The sequence below is a fragment of the Streptomyces sp. NPDC088732 genome (genome assembly GCF_044751205.1).
Classification (GTDB): Bacteria; Actinomycetota; Actinomycetes; order Streptomycetales; family Streptomycetaceae; genus Actinacidiphila.
The window spans coordinates 37660-60205 of sequence record NZ_JBIVLI010000010.1 but is presented as its reverse complement, the minus strand read 5'-3'; the positions used below and the strand labels follow the sequence as shown (position 1 = coordinate 60205).

19 protein-coding genes and 1 pseudogene are annotated in these 22546 nt (G+C 73.2%); 10 read left to right on the top strand and 10 right to left on the bottom strand.

Annotated elements, in window-relative coordinates; translation table 11 throughout:
- Positions 1 to 288: 288 nt before the first annotated feature.
- Positions 289 to 1128, bottom strand: a complete 840-nt coding sequence (locus ACIP9H_RS18320) for a hypothetical protein (RefSeq protein WP_401586766.1) — start codon at positions 1126 to 1128, stop codon at positions 289 to 291.
- A 193-nt stretch (positions 1129 to 1321) separates the two neighbouring features.
- Here ACIP9H_RS18320 and ACIP9H_RS18315 point away from each other — a divergent pair, with 193 nt between their 5' ends.
- The 6 genes and pseudogenes from ACIP9H_RS18315 (at position 1322) to ACIP9H_RS18290 (ending at position 6469) form a co-directional block, all read left to right on the top strand.
- Complete coding sequence (locus ACIP9H_RS18315) at positions 1322 to 1753, top strand: hypothetical protein (protein ID WP_401586763.1); 432 nt, start codon at positions 1322 to 1324, stop codon at positions 1751 to 1753.
- Between the two features lie 76 nt (positions 1754 to 1829).
- The gene (locus ACIP9H_RS18310; protein ID WP_401959775.1) at positions 1830 to 3332 is read left to right on the top strand and encodes an AlkA N-terminal domain-containing protein; all 1503 of its coding nucleotides are present in this window, start codon (positions 1830 to 1832) and stop codon (positions 3330 to 3332) included.
- A gap of 96 nt (positions 3333 to 3428) precedes the next feature.
- Complete coding sequence (locus tag ACIP9H_RS18305; RefSeq protein WP_401959774.1) at positions 3429 to 3938, top strand: methylated-DNA--[protein]-cysteine S-methyltransferase; 510 nt, start codon at positions 3429 to 3431, stop codon at positions 3936 to 3938.
- Between the two features lie 13 nt (positions 3939 to 3951).
- Positions 3952 to 4699: pseudogene (locus ACIP9H_RS18300) on the top strand (2OG-Fe(II) oxygenase).
- A gap of 259 nt (positions 4700 to 4958) precedes the next feature.
- The gene (locus ACIP9H_RS18295) at positions 4959 to 5801 is read left to right on the top strand and encodes an ABC transporter substrate-binding protein (RefSeq protein ID WP_401586753.1); all 843 of its coding nucleotides are present in this window, start codon (positions 4959 to 4961) and stop codon (positions 5799 to 5801) included.
- Entirely contained in the window at positions 5798 to 6469 is a 672-nt protein-coding gene (locus ACIP9H_RS18290; RefSeq protein WP_401586750.1) for an alpha-ketoglutarate-dependent dioxygenase AlkB family protein, read from the top strand. Before ACIP9H_RS18295 ends, ACIP9H_RS18290 begins: the two co-directional genes overlap by 4 nt.
- Here the strand turns inward: ACIP9H_RS18290 and ACIP9H_RS18285 are convergent.
- From ACIP9H_RS18285 to ACIP9H_RS18275, 3 genes are read right to left on the bottom strand one after another with little or no spacing between them, the layout of a single operon-like run.
- Positions 6463 to 6708, bottom strand: a complete 246-nt coding sequence (locus ACIP9H_RS18285) for a PaaI family thioesterase (protein ID WP_401587318.1) — start codon at positions 6706 to 6708, stop codon at positions 6463 to 6465. The two genes, ACIP9H_RS18290 and ACIP9H_RS18285, sit on opposite strands and share 7 nt — an antisense overlap.
- Before the next feature lie 12 nt (positions 6709 to 6720).
- Positions 6721 to 6867, bottom strand: a complete 147-nt coding sequence (locus ACIP9H_RS18280) for a hypothetical protein (protein ID WP_401586747.1) — start codon at positions 6865 to 6867, stop codon at positions 6721 to 6723.
- A gap of 38 nt (positions 6868 to 6905) precedes the next feature.
- A complete protein-coding gene (locus tag ACIP9H_RS18275; protein ID WP_401586744.1) occupies positions 6906 to 8474 on the bottom strand; it encodes an MFS transporter in 1569 nt (522 codons plus the stop codon).
- Between the two features lie 103 nt (positions 8475 to 8577).
- Here ACIP9H_RS18275 and ACIP9H_RS18270 point away from each other — a divergent pair, with 103 nt between their 5' ends.
- Positions 8578 to 9051, top strand: coding sequence for a winged helix-turn-helix transcriptional regulator (locus ACIP9H_RS18270; RefSeq protein ID WP_401586741.1), 474 nt, complete (start codon positions 8578 to 8580; stop codon positions 9049 to 9051).
- Positions 9052 to 9586: 535 nt separating this feature from the next.
- Here the strand turns inward: ACIP9H_RS18270 and ACIP9H_RS18265 are convergent.
- Complete coding sequence (locus ACIP9H_RS18265) at positions 9587 to 10663, bottom strand: LacI family DNA-binding transcriptional regulator (RefSeq protein WP_401586739.1); 1077 nt, start codon at positions 10661 to 10663, stop codon at positions 9587 to 9589.
- Positions 10664 to 11000: 337 nt separating this feature from the next.
- Between ACIP9H_RS18265 and ACIP9H_RS18260 the strand changes: the two genes are divergently transcribed.
- From ACIP9H_RS18260 to ACIP9H_RS18250, 3 genes are all read left to right on the top strand, one after another.
- Positions 11001 to 12242, top strand: a complete 1242-nt coding sequence (locus ACIP9H_RS18260) for a glycosyl hydrolase (RefSeq protein ID WP_401586736.1) — start codon at positions 11001 to 11003, stop codon at positions 12240 to 12242.
- A 58-nt stretch (positions 12243 to 12300) separates the two neighbouring features.
- A complete protein-coding gene (sthA, locus tag ACIP9H_RS18255; protein ID WP_401586733.1) occupies positions 12301 to 13704 on the top strand; it encodes a Si-specific NAD(P)(+) transhydrogenase in 1404 nt (467 codons plus the stop codon).
- Positions 13705 to 13841: 137 nt separating this feature from the next.
- On the top strand, positions 13842 to 15197 hold the full coding sequence (locus ACIP9H_RS18250) for an FAD-binding oxidoreductase (protein ID WP_401586730.1): 1356 nt from the start codon (positions 13842 to 13844) through the stop codon (positions 15195 to 15197).
- Positions 15198 to 15297: 100 nt separating this feature from the next.
- On the opposite strand, the gene ACIP9H_RS18245 is transcribed toward ACIP9H_RS18250, so the two are convergent.
- The 5 genes from ACIP9H_RS18245 to ACIP9H_RS18225 form a co-directional block, all read right to left on the bottom strand.
- A complete protein-coding gene (locus tag ACIP9H_RS18245; RefSeq protein ID WP_360909325.1) occupies positions 15298 to 15603 on the bottom strand; it encodes a hypothetical protein in 306 nt (101 codons plus the stop codon).
- 401 nt (positions 15604 to 16004) lie between these two features.
- Positions 16005 to 16259: a hypothetical protein gene (locus ACIP9H_RS18240; protein WP_360909327.1), complete on the bottom strand. Its 255-nt coding sequence runs from the start codon at positions 16257 to 16259 to the stop codon at positions 16005 to 16007.
- Positions 16260 to 16548: 289 nt separating this feature from the next.
- Complete coding sequence (locus ACIP9H_RS18235) at positions 16549 to 17211, bottom strand: hypothetical protein (RefSeq protein WP_401959772.1); 663 nt, start codon at positions 17209 to 17211, stop codon at positions 16549 to 16551.
- Between the two features lie 161 nt (positions 17212 to 17372).
- Positions 17373 to 18374, bottom strand: coding sequence for a helix-turn-helix domain-containing protein (locus ACIP9H_RS18230; RefSeq protein ID WP_401586724.1), 1002 nt, complete (start codon positions 18372 to 18374; stop codon positions 17373 to 17375).
- A 151-nt stretch (positions 18375 to 18525) separates the two neighbouring features.
- Entirely contained in the window at positions 18526 to 22380 is a 3855-nt protein-coding gene (locus ACIP9H_RS18225) for a S8 family serine peptidase (protein WP_401586721.1), read from the bottom strand.
- Positions 22381 to 22546: the final 166 nt, after the last annotated feature.

The following is a 22546-nucleotide window of genomic DNA, read 5'->3' as shown; positions in this document are numbered from 1 at the left end:
CGGCCGGCGATCCCGCGGAGCGTGCCGCCGAAGGCGCTGCCCACCCCTGCACGATGCGAAGCCACTGGTCTCTCCCGGGAGTTGGGTTGCACGGGCACCCACGCCGGTCCGGCCGGGCGTCGGTGCCACGGCGGAAACTGTGGCGGCACGTCCGGAGCCTGTCAATATTAATTGCTAATTAACTTAAAAACGGGGCCGTGAACCCATGGCTGCGGGCACGTCACGACACGCGAACGCCCCCGTCCGCGGCGCGCGGACGGGGGCGTTCGTGAAGCGGTCGTGCGGCGGTCAGGACCCCGACTGGGCCGCCCGCACCTGGGCGCTGAGGTCGGCGGTGTCCGACGCCGGGGGCGCCGTCACGGTCTTGGCGTCGCCGAACCCCAGAAAGTCGATGGTGACCTTGGCCTTGCCCATCACCTGGATGATCCGCACCGGCAGGTCCTTGCCGTCGACCCAGACGTCCATGTCGATGCTGTTGACGGAACCCGTCATGGAGCTGAGGAGGTTCTTCTTCTCGTCCGCGGACATCGCGTCACCCACGGCTCCCAGGTCCTTCTTGCCCACGGTGGCGTGGTAGTGGTGGGCCTTGGTGCCGCGCACCGACTCCTCACCCAGGTCCTCGGTGTCCTTGGACAGGCCGATGTAGCGAAGCCCCGAGGTCGGGTCGCCGGACTGCTCGGTCGCCGCGGCGGCCTTGTCGCCCAGAAGCGCCGACATGTCGATGCGCGCCCAGTGCTTGCCCTTGAGCGGGCCCCCGGGCTGCGGGTCCACGTTGTAGTAGTACGCGCCGTCGACCAGCAAGGCGCGGGTCTTGGCGTCGTTCTGCACCGCCTGCATCTGCGCCGCCTTGGTGTCCATCATGACGTCGTAGGCAAGGCCCTTGCCCCACGAGTAGGTACCCACCATGTTGATCGGGGTGCCCTGGCCGAGGTCGGTGGTGAAGTCGACCTTCGCCGACCCGACCTTCTCGGTGCGGTCGGTGACCCGCGCGAGGATCTGCGCGATTGTGTCCGCCTTGCCCACGGCCTCCGCCGTGTCGTGCGCCGCCTCGCAGCCCGCCGTCGCGGTCAGCGCGACGACCGCGGCCCCCACCGTGACGGCAAGGCGCATGCGCCTGGACGTGCCCATCGGATCCCCACCCCTGTTGCGTGTTGATGTTGTGCGTTCGCTGTGCGGACTGTAGTGCGCGGCACCGACAGGGCCGTAACCATTTACCGCCCGCACCACCGCTCCCAGGTGTCCAGCGGGGGACGGCACGCCTCCGGAAACCCCGTGGTCGCGGGGGTGCCCACCGGGCGGGACAGGCCGGTACGCTCCGGGCATGTCGGAGGAGGAGACGGCCGCGACCGGCCCCGTGACGTACCGGGCCCGGGACCTGCTCGTCTCTGTCGTCGCGTTCCTGATCGTCGGGCTCGTCCCCCTGACGGTCCTCGGACTCATCGCCTGGCCGCTCGGACTGCTGCCGAGCAGTGCCGTCCCCACCGCCTGGCTCGTTGTCTTCGCCGGTGGCGCTCCCGTGGCGGAGCTGTACCGGACCCGGCCGCCGGGCCGGCGCGGCGCGGCGCTCGCCGCCTTTGCCATCACGCTGGCACTCACCGCACTGGGAGAGGCCGTGGAGTGGTGGATCTCGCCGGACTCCACCCTTGGCGTGGGCTCCTCACTCGGCGCGCTCGCCGGCCTCTTCCTCGGCGCGGCGGTGTTCGCGTGGCGGATCGGCCACGTGGCCAGCGCCCGCACGGCCACCGACGCCTGATCGGCCACCGCCGGAACTCCGTGTCCGATATCCGCCGGTGTTCGCCCGCGGGATGCCGCACAGTGGAGTGGTGACGATGGACGACCGCAGGTACGAGGCGGTGCGCAGCCGGGACGCCAGGTTCGACGGGGAGTTCTTCTTCGCCGTCACGACGACGGGGATCTACTGCCGTCCCAGCTGCCCCGCCGTGACACCCCGGCAGCGCAATGTGCGCTACTTCCCGACCGCGGCCGCCGCGCAGGGCTCCGGTTTCCGGGCCTGCCGGCGGTGCCGCCCCGACGCCGTGCCCGGCTCGGCCGCGTGGAATGTGCGGGCGGACGTCGTCGGCCGGGCGATGCGGCTGATCGGCGACGGCATCGTGGACCGCGAGGGCGTGGCGGGCCTCGCCGCGCGCCTGGGATACAGCGCCCGCCAGGTGCAGCGGCAGCTGAACGCGGAAGTCGGCGCAGGCCCGATCGCCCTGGCGCGGGCCCAGCGGGCGCACACCGCGCGCATCCTGCTCCAGACGACGGGGATGCAGGCGGCCGGGATCGCGTTCGCCGCCGGTTTCGCGAGCGTGCGGCAGTTCAACGACACGATCCGCGAGATCTACGGCATGACTCCCACCGAACTGCGCGCGGCCCGGCCCCGGAACGGGCGTTCCGCGGCCGTCGCCACCGGCGGCGCGGAGGGCGCGACCGCCGCCGGGGTTCCGCTACGGCTCGCCTACCGGGGCGCCTACGACACCGGGCAGGTCTTCGACCACCTGGAGCGGCGCGCCCTGCGGGGCATCGAGGAGGTCACCGGCCTCCCCGGCGGCCGCACCTACCGCCGTACGCTGCGCCTGCCGGGCGGTCACGCCGTCGCCGAGGTGGGCGAGTCCGCCCGCAGCGGCAGCGGCTGGCTGGAGTGCCGCCTGCACCTGAGCGAGCTGCGCGACCTGACCACCGCCACCCAGCGCATCCGGCGCCTGTTCGACCTGGACGCGGACCCGTACGCGGTGGCCGAACGGCTGGCCGCGGAACCGGCGATGGGGGCGCTGGCCGCGCGCCGCCCCGGCATGCGCGCGCCCGGCACCGCCGATCCGCACGAGACGGCGGTCCGCGCCGTCCTGGGGCAGCAGGTCACCCTGGCCGCGGGCCGGCATCTGGGCGCCGCGCTCGTGGCGGCGTACGGGACGCCGCTGCCCGCGCCGAGCGGCGGCCTCACCCATCTGTTCCCCGCGGCGGACACCCTCGCGGGGGCGTCGCTGGAGGAACTCGGCATGCCCGGTACCCGCCGGGACACGCTGCGCGGCCTCGCCGCCGCGCTCGCCGGCGGCACCGTCGCCCTCGACCCGGGGGCCGACCGGGACGCCGCCGAGAAGGCGCTGCTGGCCCTGCGCGGCATCGGCCCCTGGACGGCCGGCTATCTGCGGATGCGCGCCCTGGGCGACCCGGACGTCCTGCTGGAGGACGACGCGGGGGTGCGCGCGGGCGCCGCGCTGGCGGGCGTACCGCTGGAGGAGGCCGAGGCATGGCGGCCCTGGCGCAGCTACGCCGTGCACCACCTCTGGAACGCCGCGCAGACCCTGTCCCGGGGCGGACCGCCGGATGCCTGAGCAGCGGGAATGCGACGTCCGAATCCCGCCAGCACCGCCCTCGCCGAGGGACCAGACTCGTAGCCGTACCGCACGAACGACGGAAGGACCGGACCGATGACGGTCTACACCACGACACCCAGCCCGCTCGGCGAACTCCTGCTCGTCGGCGAGGAGTCGGCGACCGCCGAGGGCGGCACGGCGCTCACCTCGCTGTCCGTTCCCGGGCAGAAGGGCGGCGTCACCTCCCCCGCGCCCGGCTGGCGCGAGGACCGGGCCGCGTTCGCCGGGATCCTCGACCAGCTCACGGCGTACTTCGCGGGCGAACTGACCCGCTTCGACATCGAGTTCACCGCGGCCGGAACCCCGTTCCAGCAGCAGGTGTGGAAGGCGCTGGAGGGCATCGACTACGGCACGACCCTCTCCTACGCCGACGTCGCGGAGCGCTGCGGCATCCCGCGCAGTTCGTCCCGCGCGGTGGGCGCCGCGATCGGCCGCAACCCCCTGCTGGTCGTCCGGCCGTGCCACCGCGTGATCGCCTCCAGCGGCGCGCTGACCGGCTACGCCGGGGGCATGGCCCGCAAGGAGCACCTGCTGGCGCTGGAGTCCGGCCACCGCGCCGGCTGAACGGGAGGACCGCATGACCCCCACCACCCACGCCCCGGCGGCCGTTCCCGCGCGGGTCGCCGCCGCCGACTGGCCCGCGCTCGCGGATGAGCTCGACGCGCACGGCAGCGCCCTGACCGCCGACCGCGTCCTCACCCCCGCCGAGTGCCGCGCGGTGGCCGGCCTCTACGACGAGCCGGCGCGCTTCCGCTCGACCGTCGACATGGCCCGGCACCGCTTCGGTTCCGGCCAGTACCGCTACTTCGCCCACCCGCTCCCGGAGCTCGTACGGGAGTTGCGCGAGGCGTTCTACCCGCGCCTGCTGCCCGTCGCCCGCGACTGGGCGGCGCGGCTGGGCGGCGCGGCTGGGCCGTCCCGCGCCCTGGCCGGACACCCTTCAGGAGTGGCTGGCGATGTGCCACGCGGCGGGCCAGCGGCGGCCGACGCCGATCCTGCTGCGCTACGGCCCGGGCGACTGGAACGCGCTGCACCAGGACCTCTACGGGGAGCTGGTCTTCCCGCTCCAGGTCGTGATCGGCCTGGACGAGCCCGCCGGGGACTACACCGGCGGCGAGTTCCTGATGACCGAGCAGCGGGCGCGCGCCCAGTCCCGGGGCTCCGCCGTCGCCCTCCCCCAGGGCCACGCCCTGGTGTTCACCACCCGCGACCGCCCCGTCCGCACCGCACGCGGCTGGTCGGCCGGCCCCATGCGGCACGGCGTGAGCACCGTCCGCTCCGGCCGCCGGCACACGCTGGGGCTGGTCCTCCACGACGCGACTTGAATCCTCCCCCAGCTGAAGCAGGGGGATTCCTGGCTCACGCCGCCTGCAGGTCAGCGACCCGACAGGTCTTCCACGATCAACACCAGCCGGGTTGCGATCAGCACGGCGTACGCGCTTGGCTCTCGCAACGCACGAGAGCGATCTCACCCTACGTGTCCGTGCGGTTTCTCCCTGGAGCCGAACCGACGTTCCTGCCCCGCTCCGCAGGGAGTCCGATTCCTCCCCGGCCTGAAGTCCGGGGCATCCTCGGAGGCCGTCGGTGACCGGCTCCCGCCCCGCCAGGACGTACACGCTGACCGGACCGGACGGGCTGCCGTACCGCAGCACCACGCCCGGCGCCCTCGGCGGGCACCGGCGCGGCCGCCTCTACGGCAGGCTGGACTGCCCGAGCGCGCTGCGGGCGCTGGCCCGCGGCGGCTACGTACGGGAGCGGGTGTTCTTCGCCGACGAGGCGACGGCGGTGGCGGCCGGCCACCGGCCCTGCGCACGCTGCCTGCCGCGGCAGTACGCACAATGGAAGGCGAGCCGAGCGAACCGGGACCCCGACACCATGGCACTGCCGTACCTCTCCGACAGCGGGACGCCATCCTCGCCGCTGCTCGCGGCCGGCGACCTGGCCGCGCTGGAGGGAGCGGCGGCGCCCGCGGCTCACACGGCGGAGGAACTCGCCGCTGTGCTCGGGCTGCTGGGCGGTGCGCGGGTCGTGGCGGTGGGGCACAGCCGCGACGCGGCCTCGCGCGATGCCGCGGCGGCCTTCGCGGCCGCGTGGCGCACGGCGGGCCGCGAGATCGCCGCCGTCGTGGACTGGCCCGAGGCGGCGGCCTCCTGGCTGCGGCCGGCCCTGCGGCTGACCGCGGACGCGCCCGACGCCTGGGCGGTCGCCGCGGCCCCCCGCGGCTGGGCCCAGCTCGTCCGCCGGCTGCGGCACAGCACCGGCTGGGACCCCGCCCGCACGGTCGGCTTCGCCGCGCTCGGCGATCCCCGTGTCGCGGCCGCGACCGGCGCGGCGGCGCTCCAGGGACTGCGCGCGGCGGCGGCCGATGGCGGCGTCTGGCGCTTCGACCGCGGCTGGGTCGTCCGGGACACCGGAGGCACGACATGAGCGCGCTGATCCCCCGCCCCCGGCTGGAGCTCGCACCGGGCGCGGTGCACGTACCCGGCTGGCTGGACCTCGACGAGCAGCGCCGGCTCGTGACCGCCTGCCGCGCCTGGGCCACCGGACCGGTTCCCATGCGGCACACGAGACTGCCGCAAGGCGGAGTGATGTCGGTGCGGACGGTCTGTGTCGGCTGGCACTGGCAGCCGTACCGCTACACACGGACGGCGGGTGACGTGAACGGTGCCCGGGTCGCGGAATTCCCCGGCTGGCTGGCCGAGATGGGCCGCCGGGCGCTGGTGGACGCGTATCAGGACGCGGCGGCCGGCGACGGCTACGCGCCGGACACCGCTCTGGTCAACTTCTACGACGCCGACGCCCGGATGGGCATGCACCAGGACAAGGACGAGCGCTCCGGCGCCCCCGTGGTGTCGCTGACCATCGGCGACAGCTGCGTCTTCCGCTTCGGCAACACCGAGAACCGCAACCGCCCCTGGACCGATCTGGAGCTGGCCTCGGGAGACCTGTTCGTCTTCGGCGGGCCGTCGCGTTTCGCGTACCACGGGGTGACGAGGATCCTGCCCGGGACCGGTGACCCGGCCACCGGCCTCACGGCCGGGCGGCTGAACATCACCATGCGGGTCACCGGTCTGACGGACACCGCCGGTCAGTGACCGGGCAGGTCGCGGTTGAACAGCCGCACCTGGCCGCGGGCGATGGGCGTGCCGGCCTCGTCCGCGATCTCCACGAGCCACAGTTGCAGGCTCCGGCCCTGCTGGAGGGGTGTGGCGACCACGTCGAGGCGCCCGGCGACGTGCGAGCGCAGGAAGTCGGTCTGGTTGCCAACCCCGACCGCGAACTGGCCCCGGGACCGCACCGCGAGCGACGCCCCCACACTGGCCGCGCTCTCGATGACCGTGATGCCCTACGGGGTGTGGTGCTCCGCGGTCACGTCCACGTGACCGCGGACCTCGGTCGGGGAGGCGGAGTCGAACCGCAGGCCGACGGCGCGGAGGAAGGCCCCCGAGTTCTCCGGGGCGAGGGCGGCGTCGGGCTGGGCTGCTTCGGGCACGGCGGGCTCCTGGTCCGCCCGCGGACGGGGCGACGGGATCAGTGCTGCTGCGGGGTGGGACGGTTGCGCACCAGTGTGGCGGCCGCGACGGCCGCCGCGGCGATGGCGACACCCGGGATGACGACGGCCACGTGCAGCGCGCCGGAGAAGGCGGCGCCGACCGCGGAGTCCACGGTGGCCCGCAGGTTCGCGGGCAGGCCCGCCCCCGAGGAGCCGCTGGCGACCGCCTCGACCACCTGGCCGGTGACCGCGGACGGGGTGCCGCGCTCGGTGAGCGCGTCGGGCAGCCGGGAGGCGAGGCCGCTGGTGAGGACGGTGCCGGTGACCGTCGCACCGAGGGTGCTGCCGACCTGGCGGAAGAGGTTGACCGTTCCGCTGGCCATGCCGCCGTCGGTGTGCGGCACGCTGATGACCGCCACAGCGGTGCCGGGCGGCAGGATGAGCCCGGCTCCGGCACCGAACAGGGCCAGTTCCACCCCGATGACGGTGATCGACGTGGTGGCGGACTGCGCGGTCATCAGCAGGGCGGCGACCGCGGCGAGCACGGTTCCGGTGACGAGGGTCGTCTTGAAGCCGACGCGGCGGGCTATCGCGGCGGCCACGTAACTGACCAGCACGTACGCGATCATCACCGGCAGGAGCAGCAGTCCCGCGTGGAGGATCGTCTCGTGCCGGACGCGCTCGAAGTACAGCACCTGCGCGAGGGCGACGGCCACGAACGAGTACTGGCCGATCATGGCGACGACGTTGGCCGTGGCGAAGGTGCGGTTGCGGAACAGCCGCAGGTTGAGCATCGGCGTGCGGGTACGCGACTCCTGCACGATGAAGGCGGCCACCGCGACGGCGGCGAGCACGAACGCCCCTGTCGCCTGCCAGGCCCCGTATCCGCTGTGACCGCCTTCGACCAGGCCGTAGTTGAGCGCGGCGATGGCGATCACGCCCAGCACCAGGCCCGGCGGGTCGAGGTGCCGGCCCGGCTGCTTGCTCTCGGTGACGAAGCGCGGCGTGAGGATCAGCACGACCACCGCGAGCACCACGTTGACCAGGAACACCGCGTTCCAGGAGAAGCGCTCCAGGATCAGGCCGGCCGCCACGGGACCGAAGGCGAGCCCGATGCCGGACACGGCCACCCAGATGCCGACCGCCCGGGTGCGCTCGTGCGGGTCCGGGAACATGTGGGTGACCAGGGAAAGGCTGTTGGGCAGGATCGCCGCGCCGCCGATGCCCATGAGCGCCTGGCCCACGATGACCGTCCCGGCGCCGGACGCCAGGAACACCACGAGGCTTCCCGCGCCCAGGAGCACCATGCCGAGGGCGAAGACGCGGCGGCGTCCCAGGATGTCGCCGACGGTGCCGGCGGAGAGCACGAAGCTCGCGACCATCATCGAGTAGATGCCGGCGATCCAGACGAGCGCCGAACCGGATACGTGCAGATCCTGCTGGAGGGGCGCGAGAACCGCCGCGGTCTGCGTGATGTTCACGAACATCGCCATCTGGCCGAGGCTGGCGACGACGAATCCGATCCATTGCCGCCGGCTCTGCCGGGCGGCGGTGGGCTGTGTGACGGGCGGTGCGACGGACGCGCCGGTGGCGGTCGGGGGTGTCATGAGCGTGTTCCCTCCTCAGCTGAGTACGACTCTCGAACCCAGCCGTGGGGTCGTACGCTACCATGTCTAAGTTCTTCTGCAGAACTCAGATAGGATTCACCGCATGGACTACCTGGACCAGGACACCTCCAACTGCTCGGTGGGCCGCGCCGTCGATCTCCTCGGCCAGCCGTGGGTGCTGCTGATCCTGCGCGAGGTCTCTCGCGGGATCCGGCGGTTCAGCGACATGCAGAACCATCTGGGCGTGTCCCGCTCGGTCCTCAGCGACCGGCTCAACGGCCTGGTCGAACGCGGCGTGCTGGAAATGCGCGACTACCAGGAACCGGGGACGCGCCGGCGCTCGGAGTACGTGCTCACCCCGATGGGGAAGGACCTCTACCCCCTGATCACGGCGCTGCGCAATTGGGGCGACAAGTACCTCGCGGACCCGGAGGGCCCGTCCCTGCTGGCGACGCACCACGGGTGCGGGGCGCCCGTGCGGGTGGCGCTGATGTGCGAGGACGGGCATGTGGTCGCCTCCGGCGACGAGGTCGATCGCCGCCCCGGTCCGGGTGCGCGGGCGCGTGTCCGCGCCTGACGCCCTGGGTTTCTCCCCCGCCCTCCCGCCCGAGTGCCCGGCGCGGTAAGTGCGGCCCCCGCTGCGTGCGTTGTGGGGTCGGCGCCGCGCCGGGGTACGTCCTCAGCGCTCGCGGGTTACGCCTGCAATCCGTGTACCGCGGTCACCGCTCGTCGCTTCCGGGCGCACCCCGCCACACCCCCTCCCGGGCCGGTTGGGGCGACTGACGGCCGGTGGGGTGTCTGTAGGCGGTGACGGCGGAGCATGTCGTTGGCGCGGCGCCAACAGGTGCCCGAGCACGGTGCCGCTTCACACCACCCACCGGGGATCAGGCGCGATACGAGACGGAGGGGGCGGGGTCGTAGGGGTGGCGTTCTGGACACTGGAGCATATTTGGGTGCACAACCCGGAGTGATCAAGTCGGGTACCTGAGGCACCTAAATGTGCTGTCCAGAATGGCAGCCCCGGAGGGCCCGCACCCGGCCCCCCAACAACGCGCGTCGGGGCGCCCGGACCTTGCCGGGCACACGGGAGGGCGGGCGGGGGAGAAACGGGTCTACAGCGGACGCGGGCCCGTGCTCCCGCGCGGGCAAAGCGTCGGCGTCGGCACCTGCGACCGCCGCGCGCTCCCCCCATCCAGCAGCGCCAGCAACTCCCCCGCCGCATGCCGCCCCACCCCCGGCGTGTCCCGTACCAGCGCCGTCAGCGGCGGGTGCGTGGCCCGGCACAGCGGGGAGTCGTCGAAGGCGACGAGCGACAGGTCGCCCGGTACGGACAGCCCGCGCCGGGCGGCGACGGCCGCCCCCGCGACCGCCATCACGTCGTTGTCGTAGACGATCGCCGTGGGCGGATCGGCCCCGGCCAGCACGCGGTGGGTGACCTCCGCGCCCTGGTCGCCGGAGTAGTCCGTGGTGACCGAGCGGGCCGCGGTCAGCCCGAGGCGGGCGGCCTCGGCCCGCAGTGAGGCGATGCGGCGGGCGGTGTGCGCCAGGTGCGGCAGGCCCGCGACGTGGACGACACGGCGGTGGCCGAGGGCGTGGAGGTGGCGGGCGATCGCGGCCATCGCGGCGGTGTCGTCGGCCCACACGGTGGAGATCCCGGGGTGCTCTGCGGCGCCGTCCGGCGTGGTGCCGATGACGACGGCGGGCAGGCCGAGGGAGTCCAGGAGTTCGGGGCGCGGGTCGCCGGCGTGCGGGTCGACCACGACGACCCCGTCGACCCGCTGCTCGGCCCACCACCTGCGGTAGACGGCGCACTCCTCCGTGCCGTCCTCCACCACGCGGAAGAGCAGGCCGAGTTGGCGTGCCGACAGCACTTCCTGGAGGCCCGAGACGAGTTGCAGGAAGAACGACTCGAGCCCGAGGGTGTTCGCCGGACGGGCCAGCACCAGGCCGACCGTGGCGGCGCCCTCCCCCGACAGCGCGCGAGCGGCGGTGCTGGCCCGCCAGCCCAGTTGCTCGGCGACGGCACGGACGCGGCGGCGCGTGGCGTCGGACACTCCCGGCCGGTCGTTGAGGGCGAAGGAGACCGCGCTCTCGGACACGCCCGCCCGGCGGGCGATGTCCTTCATCGTGGGGCGGCGTGCCGACGGGCGCCGGTCGGCGCGGCCCGGGGGCACCGGTTCCGCCGTCATCGGGTACCTCCCGCCGTTCTCCGCCGCGTGTTCCCGTTGTGGGGTGCCAGTATCCACCAGGGGAACACCACGCGTTGCTATAGCGCTTGAGCGGATTGCCTCTAAAGCGCATTAGCAGTCCCTGCTCAATTTCTTCACCTGCGGCATGACCTGCGGTTTCCCTCGGCCAAAAAGCCTTTGCCCGCGTTGAGTTGACTTTGCCGGGGGAGCGATGCGAGTTTGGCGTGGGCGCCGGCGGCCGGCCCCCCGGCCGAAGCCGGTCGAGGCACGGCTCTCCCCCGCCCGCCCGACAGCCCCGGCGTGCCGCCGCGCCCGCCCTTCGCCACCTGGAGCCGCCATGACCCCGCGTCTGGGCGTCAACTACACCCCGAGTCAGGGCTGGTTCCACCACTGGCTGGACTTCGACCTCGACGCGGTCCGCGCCGACCTCGACTCCATCGCCGGTCTGGGTCTGGACCACATCCGGGTGTTCCCGCTGTGGCCGCTGTTCCAGCCCAACCGCGCGCTGATCCGGCCGCGGGCGGTCGAGCAGCTGGTCGCGCTCGCCGACGCCGCCGCCGAGCGCGGCCTGGACGTCAACGTCGACGGGCTGCAGGGCCACCTGTCCAGCTTCGACTTCCTGCCCGCCTGGACCGGCACGTGGCACCGCCGGAACATCTTCACCGACCCCGACGTCGTCGCGGCGGAGGCCGAGTACCTGCGCACCCTGGCCGCGGCCCTCGCCGACCGGCCCAACTTCCTCGGCATGACGGTCGGCAACGAGATCAACCAGTTCTCCGGACCGCCGCACCCGGACCCCGACCGGATCGGCCCCGCGCAGGCCGAGGCGTGGCTGCGCCTGATGCTCGACGCGTGCGAGCGCGGCGCCCCCGGCAAGCTGCATCTGCACGCCGAGTACGACGCCGCCTGGTACCAGGACGACCACGCGTTCACCCCCGGTCAGGCCGCCCGCCTCGGCTTCGCCACGGCCGTGCACTCCTGGGTCTTCAACGGCACCGCGCAGCGCCACGGCCACGCGGGCGTCGCCACCGAGCACCATGCCGCCTACCTCGTCGAACTCTCCAAGGCGTGGGCCACCGACCCGCACCGTCCGGTCTGGCTCCAGGAGGTCGGCGCGCCCGCGCCGCTGATCCCGCCGGACCACGCGGCGGCCTTCGCGTCGGCCACCATCGCCAACGCGCTGGACTGCACCGATCTGTGGGGCATCACCTGGTGGTGCTCCCACGACGTCGCGCGGAGCCTCGCCGACTTCCCTGAGCTGGAGTACACGCTCGGCCTGCTCACCAACGACCGCCGGGTGAAACCGGTCGGCGCCGCCGTCGCCCGCGCGGCCGCCGAACTGCGTTCGGCGCCGGTCCCGCTCCCGCGCACCACCGCGCTCGTCGTGGACGTCGGCGATCCCGGGACGGCTCCGCGCCGCGCCACCTGCGCCCCCGGGGGCGAGGTCTTCGAGGCCTGGGCGGCCCTCACCGCCCGCGGGGTGCGGCCGGCCCTCGTCCTGGCCGAACTCGCCCAGGACCCGGTGCATCTGGCCGCGCGCGGCATCACCGAGGTCGTCACCGCCGACGACGCCCGCTGAGGCCGCCGGTCCGGGACCTCTCTTTCCCCGGGGCATCGCCCCCTGTCAGACTCGGCCCGTGACCGAATTCGACCTGCTCGTCATCGGATCCGGCCCGGGCGGCCAGAAGGCCGCCATCGCCGCGGCCAAGCTCGGCCGCCGGGTCGCCATCGTCGACCGCCCGGACATGCTGGGCGGCGTCTCCATCCACACCGGCACCATTCCGTCCAAGACCCTGCGTGAGGCGGTGCTGTACCTCACCGGCCTGACCCAGCGCGACATGTACGGGCAGAGCTACCGCCTCAAGGAGGACATCACCGTCGCCGACCTCACCGCGCGCACCCAGCACGTGGTGAGCCGTGAGGTGGACGTGATCCGCAGCCAGCTGGCCCGCAACCGCGTCACGATGCTGCCGGGCACCGGCCGCTTCGTGGACGAGCACACCGTCGCCGTGCGCGACGCCTCCGGCCAGGACTCGCTCGTGACGGCGGCGCACATCGTGATCGCGACGGGCACCCGGCCGGCCCGGCCGGCCAGCGTGGAGTTCGACGACCGCACGGTCATGGACTCCGACAGCGTGCTGAACCTGGAGCGGGTCCCCCGCTCGATGGTGATCGTCGGCGCCGGGGTCATCGGCATCGAGTACGCCTCGATGTTCGCCGCGCTCGGCACCAAGGTGACGGTGGTCGAGCAGCGCGACGGCATGCTGGACTTCTGCGACGTCGAGGTCGTCGAGTCGCTCAAGTACCACCTGCGGGACCTGGCGGTGACCTTCCGCTTCGGCGAGACCGTGGCGGCCGTCGAGCGGCACGCCACCGGCGCGCTGACCCTGCTGGCGAGCGGCAAGAAGATCCCCGCGGACACCGTGATGTACTCGGCGGGCCGGCAGGGCCTCACCGAGGAACTCGACCTCGGCAAGGCGGGGCTGACCGCGGACAAGCGCGGCCGGATAGCCGTCGACGAGCACTACCGGACCGCCGTGCCGCACATCTACGCGGTGGGCGACGTGATCGGCTTCCCCGCGCTGGCCGCCACCTCCATGGAACAGGGCCGGGCCGCCGCGTACCACGCGTGCGAGGAGCCGGTGAACGCGATGCGCGGCCTCCAGCCGATCGGCATCTACACCATTCCCGAGATCAGCTTCGTCGGCCGTACCGAGGACCAGCTGACCGACGACAACGTGCCGTTCGAGGTGGGGATCTCGCGCTACCGCGAGCTGGCCCGCGGCCAGATCATCGGCGACTCGCACGGCATGCTCAAGCTGCTGGTGTCGCCCGAGGACCGCACGCTGCTCGGCGTGCACTGCTTCGGCTCCGGGGCGACCGAGCTGCTGCACATCGGGCAGGCCGTGATGGGCTGCGGCGGCACGGTCGACTACCTGGTGGACGCCGTGTTCAACTACCCGACGCTCGCCGAGTCATACAAGGTGGCCGCGCTGGACGCGACCAACAAGATCCGCCAGATCGACCGGCTCACCGGCTGATCCCGCGCCGCGGCCGCGGCTGCCCGGGCCCTGCCCCGGGGCCCGCGGCCGGTGCGGCCGCGGGCGGCCCGCGGGGCCTGCGGTTAGCCTGGGACGACGCATGCGCCACACCGCCTGACGGCGGCCAGGAGGTCGTCATGAGCGATCCCGTACGGGTTCCGGGCGTCGAAGGGGCGATCGTCCGCAGGGGCGACGCCGGCTACGAGGACGTCCGCGCGAGCCGTCTGTGGAACGGGTACCAGCCGCGGCGCCACCCCGAGGTGATCGTCCGCGCCGCGACCGTGCGCGACGTGCCGGCGGCCATCGCGCTGGCCCGTGCCGAGGGCCTGCGGGTCGCGGTCCGCACCGGCGGCCACAGCTGGTGCGGCACGCCCCTGCGCGACGGCGGCATGCTGCTGGACCTGTCGGCCCTGCGGCGCTGCACCGTCGGCCCCGGGCAGGCCACCGCGACCGTGGAACCCGGGATCCGGTCCGCGGAACTCACGCGCATCCTCGCGGGCGCCGGCTTCGCCTTCCCCACCGGCCACGCCCCCGCGGTCGCCCTCGGCGGCTACCTGCTCGGCGGCGGCCTCGGCTGGAACTCCGGTGAGTGGGGCCCCGCGTGCGCGAGCGTGCGGGCGATCGAGGTCGTCACCGCGGAGGGCGAGGTCGTGCGCTGCGACGAGCGGGAGAACGCCGACCTGTTCTGGGCGGCGCGCGGCGCGGGACCGGGGTTCTTCGCCGTCGTGACCGCCTTCCGGCTGGCACTGCGGCCCCTCCCGGCGGCGATCGCCGCGACCTCGTACGTGTGCCACCTCGGGGAGGTCGAGAGCCTCACCGACTGGATCGCCGACGCCGCCGAGGAACTGCCGCCGAACGTGGAGGTCGCGTTCGTCCTGCTGACCGATCCCGGCTCCGGTGAGGTGGTCGTCTCGCTGACCGGTACCGCGTTCGCCGGCTCGCACGACGAGGCGGCCCGGGCGCTGGCGCCGCTGGCGCGCGCGCCGCTCAGCACCGCCCCGCTGCACCGGGCCGTCGCGGAGCCCACGTCCATGGAGGCCCTGTACGCGCGGGCCGCGGCGGCCTGGCCGGAGGGGCACCGCTACGCGGTCGACTCGCTGTGGTCCCGGGCCGACCTGGGCACGCTGCTGACCCGGCTCGGCGACGCGCTCGGCCGCGCGCCCTCGGCGAAGTCCCTTGTCCTGGCGCCGCTCGCCCCGGCCTCGCGGAACCCGGAGCTGCTGCGGAACATGGCGTTCGGCGTTCTGGGCGACGCCAAAGTCGCGCCGTACGCGATCTGGGACGATCCGTCACGGGACGAGGCCAACGTCCGCTGGCAGCGCGAGGCGACGGCGTCGGTCGCCCCGCTGGGGACCGGGCACTACATCGGTGAGGCGGACCTGTCGGCGGACGCATCGCACGCCCGCAGGTCGTACCGGGCGGCCGACTGGGCGCGGCTCGGCGAACTGCGCGCGAAGTACGACCCCGACGGGGTCTTCCACACGTTCCCTTAGTGCCGGCGCTCACCGGACGTGGCAGGGCCGCCACCTCCTGCGAGGTGACGGCCCTGCCGTACTGTCACTGCGTTGCTCGGTCTGCTCCGATCGTCAGACCTCAGCGGTAGAAGCCGTAGCCGCCCCAGCCGCCATAGCCGCCGTAGCCGTGGCCCCAGCCACCGCCCCAGCCGCCCCAGCCGCCGTGGCCCCAGCCACCGTAGCCGCCCCAGCCGCCCCAGCCGCCGTGGCCCCAGCCACCGCCGCCCCAGCCGCCGCCCCAGCCGCCGTGCGCGACGACTGCCTGCTGCGTGGCTGACTCATGCGGCGTGGCCGCACTTGCCGCGGACGCTCCGGCGAATGCCAGCAGCGGAGCAACAAAGGCCGCTGCGACAATCCTGCGAGTGGTGTTCTTGTTCGCGCGCATGTCGTTCCCTTTGAGGTGTGAACGTTTAGGGGTGCGACCATAAGGACTGGTCGCCGCCGCACCGGCTTCGTGCGCGTGATTCCGGTGCGACCGGGATGTGCCCGGGTCCTTGGGACGGGGCACACCATCACTGGTGTGGAACGCCGTATCCGATGTGCCTAGTTGGAAGCGTCCCATTTGCACCGTAGGCACGTTCGTGGCCCAGAGTCAAAGGTTTCCGACAAATTACGCGAACTCGGACAAATAAACATGCTTTTCGAGGGGTGGGAACGGCTCCTTCTGACGTGCCGTCCGCAGCCCAAATCCCTTGTTCATGAAGGGATTTGGGCGCCGCCTCAGGACCGCCGGACGCACACGGTTCACACCGGCGACACAGCGTCACGACTACCGAGAGTGCGCGATCAGCCTGAGGAGAGTTGCTCGGAGAGCTTCTCCGAGACAGTGTCGACGAGGTCGCCCACCGTCCCCATCCGCTCGACCTCGGCGGCCAGCAGCATGACCCCCACCTTGCGCTCGACGGCGTCGGCCGCCCGCTGCTTGCCCCGGTCCCCCAGGCGGAGCCCGCCGAAGGTGGACTCGGCGCTCACCTCGTCCACCGTCACGCCCGCACATTCGGCGACGGCCTTGCGGACGATCTGTGCGACGTCATGCGCCATGTCCCTGTGTCCTCTTCCCATCGGCCCATCGGCTGCTGCGGGATACGTGTACCCCGGCGGTCGCACGGCCATTACCCCGGGAGCAGCGGGCCACGCGCCCGCGGCGGTCACAAATCGGAGGCGTGCGGGAGCGTCCCGTACGCACGCCGGAACGCACGGGAGCGGCGGGATCACAGAGAGAGGGGGGAGAGGGGAAACGACGTCCGGACGGGCCGGCCCGCGCCGGCGGGGCAGCCGGCTGTGCGAACAGGCAGCGGCGACGGGCAGCGCGAGCGGCGGCCGGAACGGGTCAGCGGGTCTCGTCCGGATGCAGATTCTTGATCTTGATCCAGTCGCGGCTGCGCCGCCCCGGCAGATAGGGACTGGTCAGCCGCTTCGCCACGATCCCGTCGTACCCCTCCTGCCGGATGTGCTGCAGCGCTTCCGCCGCCATGGCCGGCCAGTAGGGCGGGACGGCGACGAAGGGGCCGGACATGTCCAGGTCGTCCAGCAGGGCACGGCGTGCGGTGTACGGGGAGTGCAGGACCGGCTCCCCCAGGTGGAGGATGTCGTAGACCATCAGCCGGGCCGGCATGTCCGCGGCCGCCTGTTCCACGGCCGCCGGGTGCCGCAGGCTCATCCGCCGCTGGAGCCGTTCCATGGACGGACCGCCGTGCTTGCCCAGGGTGATGATCTCGCCGTCGAGCACGGCGACCAGCCCCGGTGGCAGCACGTCGGGCAGCTGCTGCAGCTCGGGATACACGCTCGTGACGTCCTGGCCGATCCCGGAGATCAGCCGAACCCGGCCGTCCCCCGGCAGATGGACAAGAACTCGGGCACCGTTGAAGAGCGGCTCGAACCCGTACTGCGCCTCGTCCTCCGGCCCGGGCAGCGGACCGGCCACCGCCAGCATGGGCGACCAGGACGGCAGGGCAGCCTGCTCCACGGAACCCGCTGGTAGGCGGGTACTCATACGTCCAGCGTCCCACCAACCGGCCGGGTCCGCGACGAGGGCGGAAAGCTCTGGCCAGTGGTGGGGGTGCCGGGCCCGCCACCCGGCTGCTTCCCCGGCGACCGGCGGGGACCCGCCCCGCGTAACTGATGATCCGTCAGGTCACCTGAGGGCGGCGCGACTCAGAGCCAACCGCGGCGGGCGGCCTGCCAGGCGAGCTGCATCCGCGTGTCGGCACCCGCGAGCGTCATCATGTGCTGGATGTGGCGCTGCACGGTGCGCCTGCTCAACCCCATCTGACTGGCGATGGCCTTGTCGGCGACACCCGCCACGAGCAGCGAGAGCAGCCGCCGGTCGGTCTCGGTGAGCGGATCCGCGTCGACGACCCCGTCGCTTCCCTCGACCCCGCCGGAGGCGCTGACGTTCAGCGGGACCGCGGTCTCCCAGTAGCGCTCGAAGAGCGAGATGAGCGCCTCCAGCAGACTGCTGCCGCGCACGAGAGCGGCCGTCGCCACACTGGGACTGCCCTGGGGCCCGCCGGGCACCAACGGGCAGATGGCGATGGCCCGGTCGGCGACCGCGAGCCGCAGCGGAAGGTGCGGGACCGACCGGGCGACCTCGCCGGCGCGCACCCCCTCCACGACGTTGTCGACGGCGCCCTCGTCGTCGAAGAAGGCCTGCTCGTACAGGACGCGGTAGCGCACCCCGCGGGCGAGGGCGTCGTACTCCGCGCGGTTGCTGCCCGAGGGCATCGCCACGTACTGCGCCTTGCAGAACCAGAGCATCTCGTGGCGCGCGTTGTCCTGCATCTGCCGCAGGTGCTGGCGCAGCGCCTCCGCCCCGGTGATGACCTCGATGAGCTGGCCGGGGTCGTGCCTGCGGCGGGTGCTGCGGTAGCTGTCGAGCAGGTCGGTGACGGCGGTACGGGCCTTGTCGAGCGCGTCCGCGTTGCGCTGAAGCCGCGGCAGCAGCGCCACGTCGGGCGGTACGGCGGCGTAGTGCAGCGGATCACGGTCGGTGGGGCTGGCGAGTCCCTTGCCGCGCAGGGCGTCGAGGACGTCCTCGACGGAGTCGCGCGGGAGTCCGGTCCGGTCGGCGACCTCCTGCGCCGACGCGGTCGCGGTCCCGACCAGGAGCCGGTACACCGTCTCCTCGATCGCCGTGAGACCTGCCGCCTCCAGCATGCCGTGCCCCTCCCTCGCCGCTGCCGGCCCTCATAAGCGGAACGGCCCGTTGAAGTTTGCACCGCGAGCCACCACCGGGCAAGCAAACAGCGGGTGCCCGGGGCTTCCGCCCGGGCACCCGCCGTCGTTCAGCCGTTCCGCGAGGCCGGCGTCACCGCCCCGAGGAGGGGCCGCGGTGCAGGTACGCGCGGTCGACCGTCTGCCGCACGGAGTTGCCCGCCGCGTCCGCCGCCGTCACCCGCAGGCTGACGTACGCGTCCCCGCGCACACCCGACGGGCGCTCGACCGCGGCGGTGAAGTGCGTGCCGCCGTGCTGCGCGGTGCGGGCCCGGTGCCAGGTCCTGCCGTCGTCGTACGACGTCTCCAGCGTCAGCGTGACCCCGCGCGGGGCGGCCAGACCGTCCGGCATCCGCACGTCCAGACCCAGCGTGTGCGACCGCCGTGCGTCCACCGCGTTGCGGACGTCCACGGGCGCGTTGCAGTCGACCTGGAGCAGCGGCAGCAGCGTGGCCGTCGCCGCGGTGTCCGAGGTGAACGTCCAGGACGTCCTGGTGCCGGTGCCGAACTGCCAGTCGGCGGAGGTGCGGGCGGTGGTCAGGTCCAGCCGGTAGCCGGCCTTGCCCGCGGGCACCTCGAATCCGCCCCAGGCCCCGGTGTCGGACTGCGCCACGAGCCGGCCGTTGCGGTACACCTCGGCGCGGGCCACGTCGTTCGGGTCGCCCACCGCGGAGACCGCGGCACCGGTGCCGACACCGCCACCCAGCGAGCTGGCCTCCGCGAACGACCAGTGGCCGGACTGGGAGTCGGTGAATTCCGGAATGTACAGGGACAGGGTGTCCCCGTTGCGCACCGAACCCGGCCAGCCCGTCACACCGTGCGGGATCGACGGGCGCACCGGCCCCGCGAACCACTGCTCCGCGGCGTGCTGTCCGGGCCTGTAGGTGTGGGCGGCGTCCTGCATGCCGACGCCCAGCTCGATGTCACGGTCGAAGACGGTGTCGTGGTGCACGGTGTGGCTCCACAGCGTGTCACCGGCCGTCACGTACTCGATGCGCTGCTGTCCCGCCGGCACGTCGCGGCTGTACTGGTTCCAGGCGAAGTCCTGGTAGGGGCGCCAGCCGAAACGCTGCTCGCTCGCCCAGGCCGAGGCGCCGGTGCGGGTGTAGGAGGCCTTCACCACCGCGCTGTTGCGTTCGTCGACGGTGTACACCACCTTGTCGGGCACACGCTGCTGGGACACCTGCAGCACGTCGTACAGGTAGGGGCTCTTCACCGTGCCGGAGAAGTCCACCGTGGTGGTGCGCTTGCCGGCGCGCGCCAGCAGGTCGGTGCCCTCCTGGAAGCCGGCGCGCATGATCGGCAGTGCGAGGCGGTCGCCCTCCGGCGCCCAGCGCGTCCAGGGGTAGAAGCCCTCGGGCATGACGAGCATCAGCGCCTTGGCCCCGGCGTCCGCGGCGGCCTTCGCCAGTTCGCGGTCGTTGCCGAAGTCGTAGCGGACGACGGCGAGCTTCCCGCGCACGTGGGCGGCCTTGAGGTCCGCGGCGGTGCCCGCACCGGCGTCCACCGCGGTCAGCCGGACGCCCTTGTCGTCGAAGACCGGAGAGCTCGGCAGGTAGTACGGGGCGAAGGGCGCCGAGGTGCCGGACACCTTCGCCCGCAACTGCGGTGCCGTCATCTGCCAGCGCGAGGCGAACTCGAAGGTGCCGTCGGTGACCTGGGCGGTCGGGCTGACGTAGATGCGCTTGGCGACGTCGAAGAACATCACGCCCTGGATCAGGCCGTGGCCCTCGATGCGCCGGTACGTCTGGTAGCTGAGGATCCCGCGCTGCTCGGCGGGCCGGGGCGTGCGGATCTGCACCGGGGTGACCTTGGAGGCGTCCAGCGTCACCGTGGTGTCCTTGGCCACCTTCACCTGCGGGTTGATCACCTCGACCAGTTCCTGGCCGTCCGAGGCCCTGTCCAGGGTGCTGAAGTCGACCTGGTAGGTGCCCTCCTCGACGATCGCGACCGCGGGGTCGGCGCTGGTGTACGAGACGAAGCCGTCCTGGCCCCAGATCGTCGGCATCCAGCCCGGCAGCACCTTGCCCGCGCGGTCGCGGGCGATCACGGTGAGCCGGTGCAGCGGCGCGTGCACGACCAGGGAGAGCGTGGTGTGGGCGAGGACGGTGCCGTCCGCGCCGGTCGCGGTGACGTAGCCGTAGTAGGCGCCGCGCCTGGCGTCCTTCGCGTCGGTGCTCAGCGGCACGTCGGCGGAGGCTCCGGGGGCCAGGTGCACGGTGCTCGCGCCGGGCGCGACGACACCGGCCGTCAGGGCCACGCCGTCGGAGTTGGCCAGCGCCACGCCCAGCTTCAGGTCCACCGCCTTGTCACCGGTGTTGGTGTAGTGCAGGGTCGCCGACTGCTGCTTGCCACTGCCCACCTGGACGGCGGGGAGCAGCACACTGCCGGTGGCCGTGACCGCGCCCATGGCCGCGGCGACGTCGATCCGGCCGCCGCCCTGCTCGGTCACCTTCGTGCCCGGAACGGTGTGCGCGGTGCTGGTCAGCGCGTCCTTCAACTGCTGACCGGTCCAGTCGGGGTGCATCTGGGCGATCAGCGCGACGGCGCCCGCCACGTGCGGGGTCGCCATAGAGGTACCCGACGCCGCGGTGTAGTTCGCGTCGACCGGGTCGCCCATCGTGGTCCCCGCGGCGCGCGCGGCGACGATGCCGACGCCCGGCGCCGTCACATCGGGCTTGACGGCCTTGTCGCCCAGGCGCGGGCCGCGGCTGGAGAAGGAGGCGAGGGAGTCGTCACGGTCCACGGCGCCCACCGTGAGCGCGGCGTCGGCCGCACCCGGCGAGCCCACGGTGGACTCGCCGTTGTCCCCCGCGTTGCCCGCCGCGACGACGAAGAGGGTGTCGCCCGAGGCGGAGAGCGTGTTGAGGGCCTGGCTCATCGGGTCGGTGCCGTCGGTCTCCTCGTCCGAACCGAGGCTCATGTTGACGACCTTGGCGTGCTCGGCGGCCGCCCACTCCATGCCGTCGATGACCTGCGACTCCGAGCCGAAGCCGTCGTCACCGAGCACCTTGCCGATCAGCAGCTCCGCCTTCGGCGCCACGCCCTTGCGGGAACCGGAGGACGCCGCGCCCGTGCCGCCGACGATCGACGCCACGTGCGTGCCGTGCCCGAAGTGGTCCACGGTGTTGCCGCTGTCCGAGAAGTCCTTCGACTCCGCGATCCGGCCCGCCAGATCGGGGTGGCCGGCGTCCACGCCGGTGTCCAGCACGGCCACCTTCACGCCCTGGCCCTCGTACCCGGCCTGCCACGCCGCCGGCGCGTTGATCTGCGCCGTGCTGCGGTCCAGCACCGGCGCGACCCGGCCGTCCAGCCACACCCGCGGGGTCGCGGCGGCACGGGCGGTGCCCTGGGCGTCGCCCGGGGTCAAGGCCTTCCAGAAGGCGCCGAGGTCGCCGTCCGCGACGCGCAGGGACCGCGCCCCGATGCTGGCGAGGGTCCGTGCCGGGGCCGACGCCTCGTTGAACGCGGCGACCCGGTCCGCGACGGCGGCCGCGGCCTTCTCGCTCTTCGCCGTCGTCCGGGCGACGCCGCCGCGCGGGGCGCCGGAGACGATCAGCGGGAGCGCGGAGGTGCGGGCCTCGTCGTAGCCCTGGGCGATCAGGGTGGAGACGTCGAACAGCCGCCGGTCCAGCGTCCCGGCGGAGACCAGGTCCGCGGCGTCCGACGGCAGCACCGTCAGGTCGCCGCCGTCCTCCTGGTACGTGCGGAACACGATGCCCTCGCGACCGGGGCCGGGCTCCACCGAGGCGGCGCTGCGGCCGTCGGCCGCCGGCGTCACCGTCACGCGGTCGCCGGTCACCAGGCGTACGGTCACGGGCGGGGAGCCCGGGCCGCCGGCGGGTCGCGCCGCGGTGTCCTGGGGCGTCCGGGCGGAGGCGGTCGGTACGCCTCCGGCGGCGAGCAGCAATCCTGTCGATATTGCCGCCGTCAGGCGGATCCATGCCATCAGCCAAGCACCTTTCGTACAGCTGGGGGTCACGCGCTGTCCGACAGAATCTGCTGTGGCGGTGGGCATGTCACTGACCTGCGGTGTCACAGCTGCGACATGTCCCAACGGCGCCACGGGGTGCGGTCGTGGCGCCGTTAAGGTGTCAGCGCGGCGTTCTGCCGCG

Coding starts and splice junctions, on each gene's coding strand:
- ACIP9H_RS18320 (WP_401586766.1), bottom strand. CDS start 1,128: ATGGGCACGTCCAGGCGCATGCGCCTTGCCGTCACGGTGGGGGCCGCG.
- ACIP9H_RS18290 (WP_401586750.1), top strand. CDS start 5,798: ATGAGCGCGCTGATCCCCCGCCCCCGGCTGGAGCTCGCACCGGGCGCG.
- ACIP9H_RS18245 (WP_360909325.1), bottom strand. CDS start 15,603: ATGCGCGCGAACAAGAACACCACTCGCAGGATTGTCGCAGCGGCCTTT.
- ACIP9H_RS18230 (WP_401586724.1), bottom strand. CDS start 18,374: ATGCTGGAGGCGGCAGGTCTCACGGCGATCGAGGAGACGGTGTACCGG.
- ACIP9H_RS18250 (WP_401586730.1), top strand. CDS start 13,842: ATGAGCGATCCCGTACGGGTTCCGGGCGTCGAAGGGGCGATCGTCCGC.
- ACIP9H_RS18260 (WP_401586736.1), top strand. CDS start 11,001: ATGACCCCGCGTCTGGGCGTCAACTACACCCCGAGTCAGGGCTGGTTC.
- ACIP9H_RS18275 (WP_401586744.1), bottom strand. CDS start 8,474: ATGACACCCCCGACCGCCACCGGCGCGTCCGTCGCACCGCCCGTCACA.
- ACIP9H_RS18240 (WP_360909327.1), bottom strand. CDS start 16,259: ATGGCGCATGACGTCGCACAGATCGTCCGCAAGGCCGTCGCCGAATGT.
- ACIP9H_RS18270 (WP_401586741.1), top strand. CDS start 8,578: ATGGACTACCTGGACCAGGACACCTCCAACTGCTCGGTGGGCCGCGCC.
- ACIP9H_RS18315 (WP_401586763.1), top strand. CDS start 1,322: ATGTCGGAGGAGGAGACGGCCGCGACCGGCCCCGTGACGTACCGGGCC.
- ACIP9H_RS18310 (WP_401959775.1), top strand. CDS start 1,830: ATGGACGACCGCAGGTACGAGGCGGTGCGCAGCCGGGACGCCAGGTTC.
- ACIP9H_RS18235 (WP_401959772.1), bottom strand. CDS start 17,211: ATGAGTACCCGCCTACCAGCGGGTTCCGTGGAGCAGGCTGCCCTGCCG.
- ACIP9H_RS18265 (WP_401586739.1), bottom strand. CDS start 10,663: ATGACGGCGGAACCGGTGCCCCCGGGCCGCGCCGACCGGCGCCCGTCG.
- ACIP9H_RS18225 (WP_401586721.1), bottom strand. CDS start 22,380: ATGGCATGGATCCGCCTGACGGCGGCAATATCGACAGGATTGCTGCTC.
- ACIP9H_RS18305 (WP_401959774.1), top strand. CDS start 3,429: ATGACGGTCTACACCACGACACCCAGCCCGCTCGGCGAACTCCTGCTC.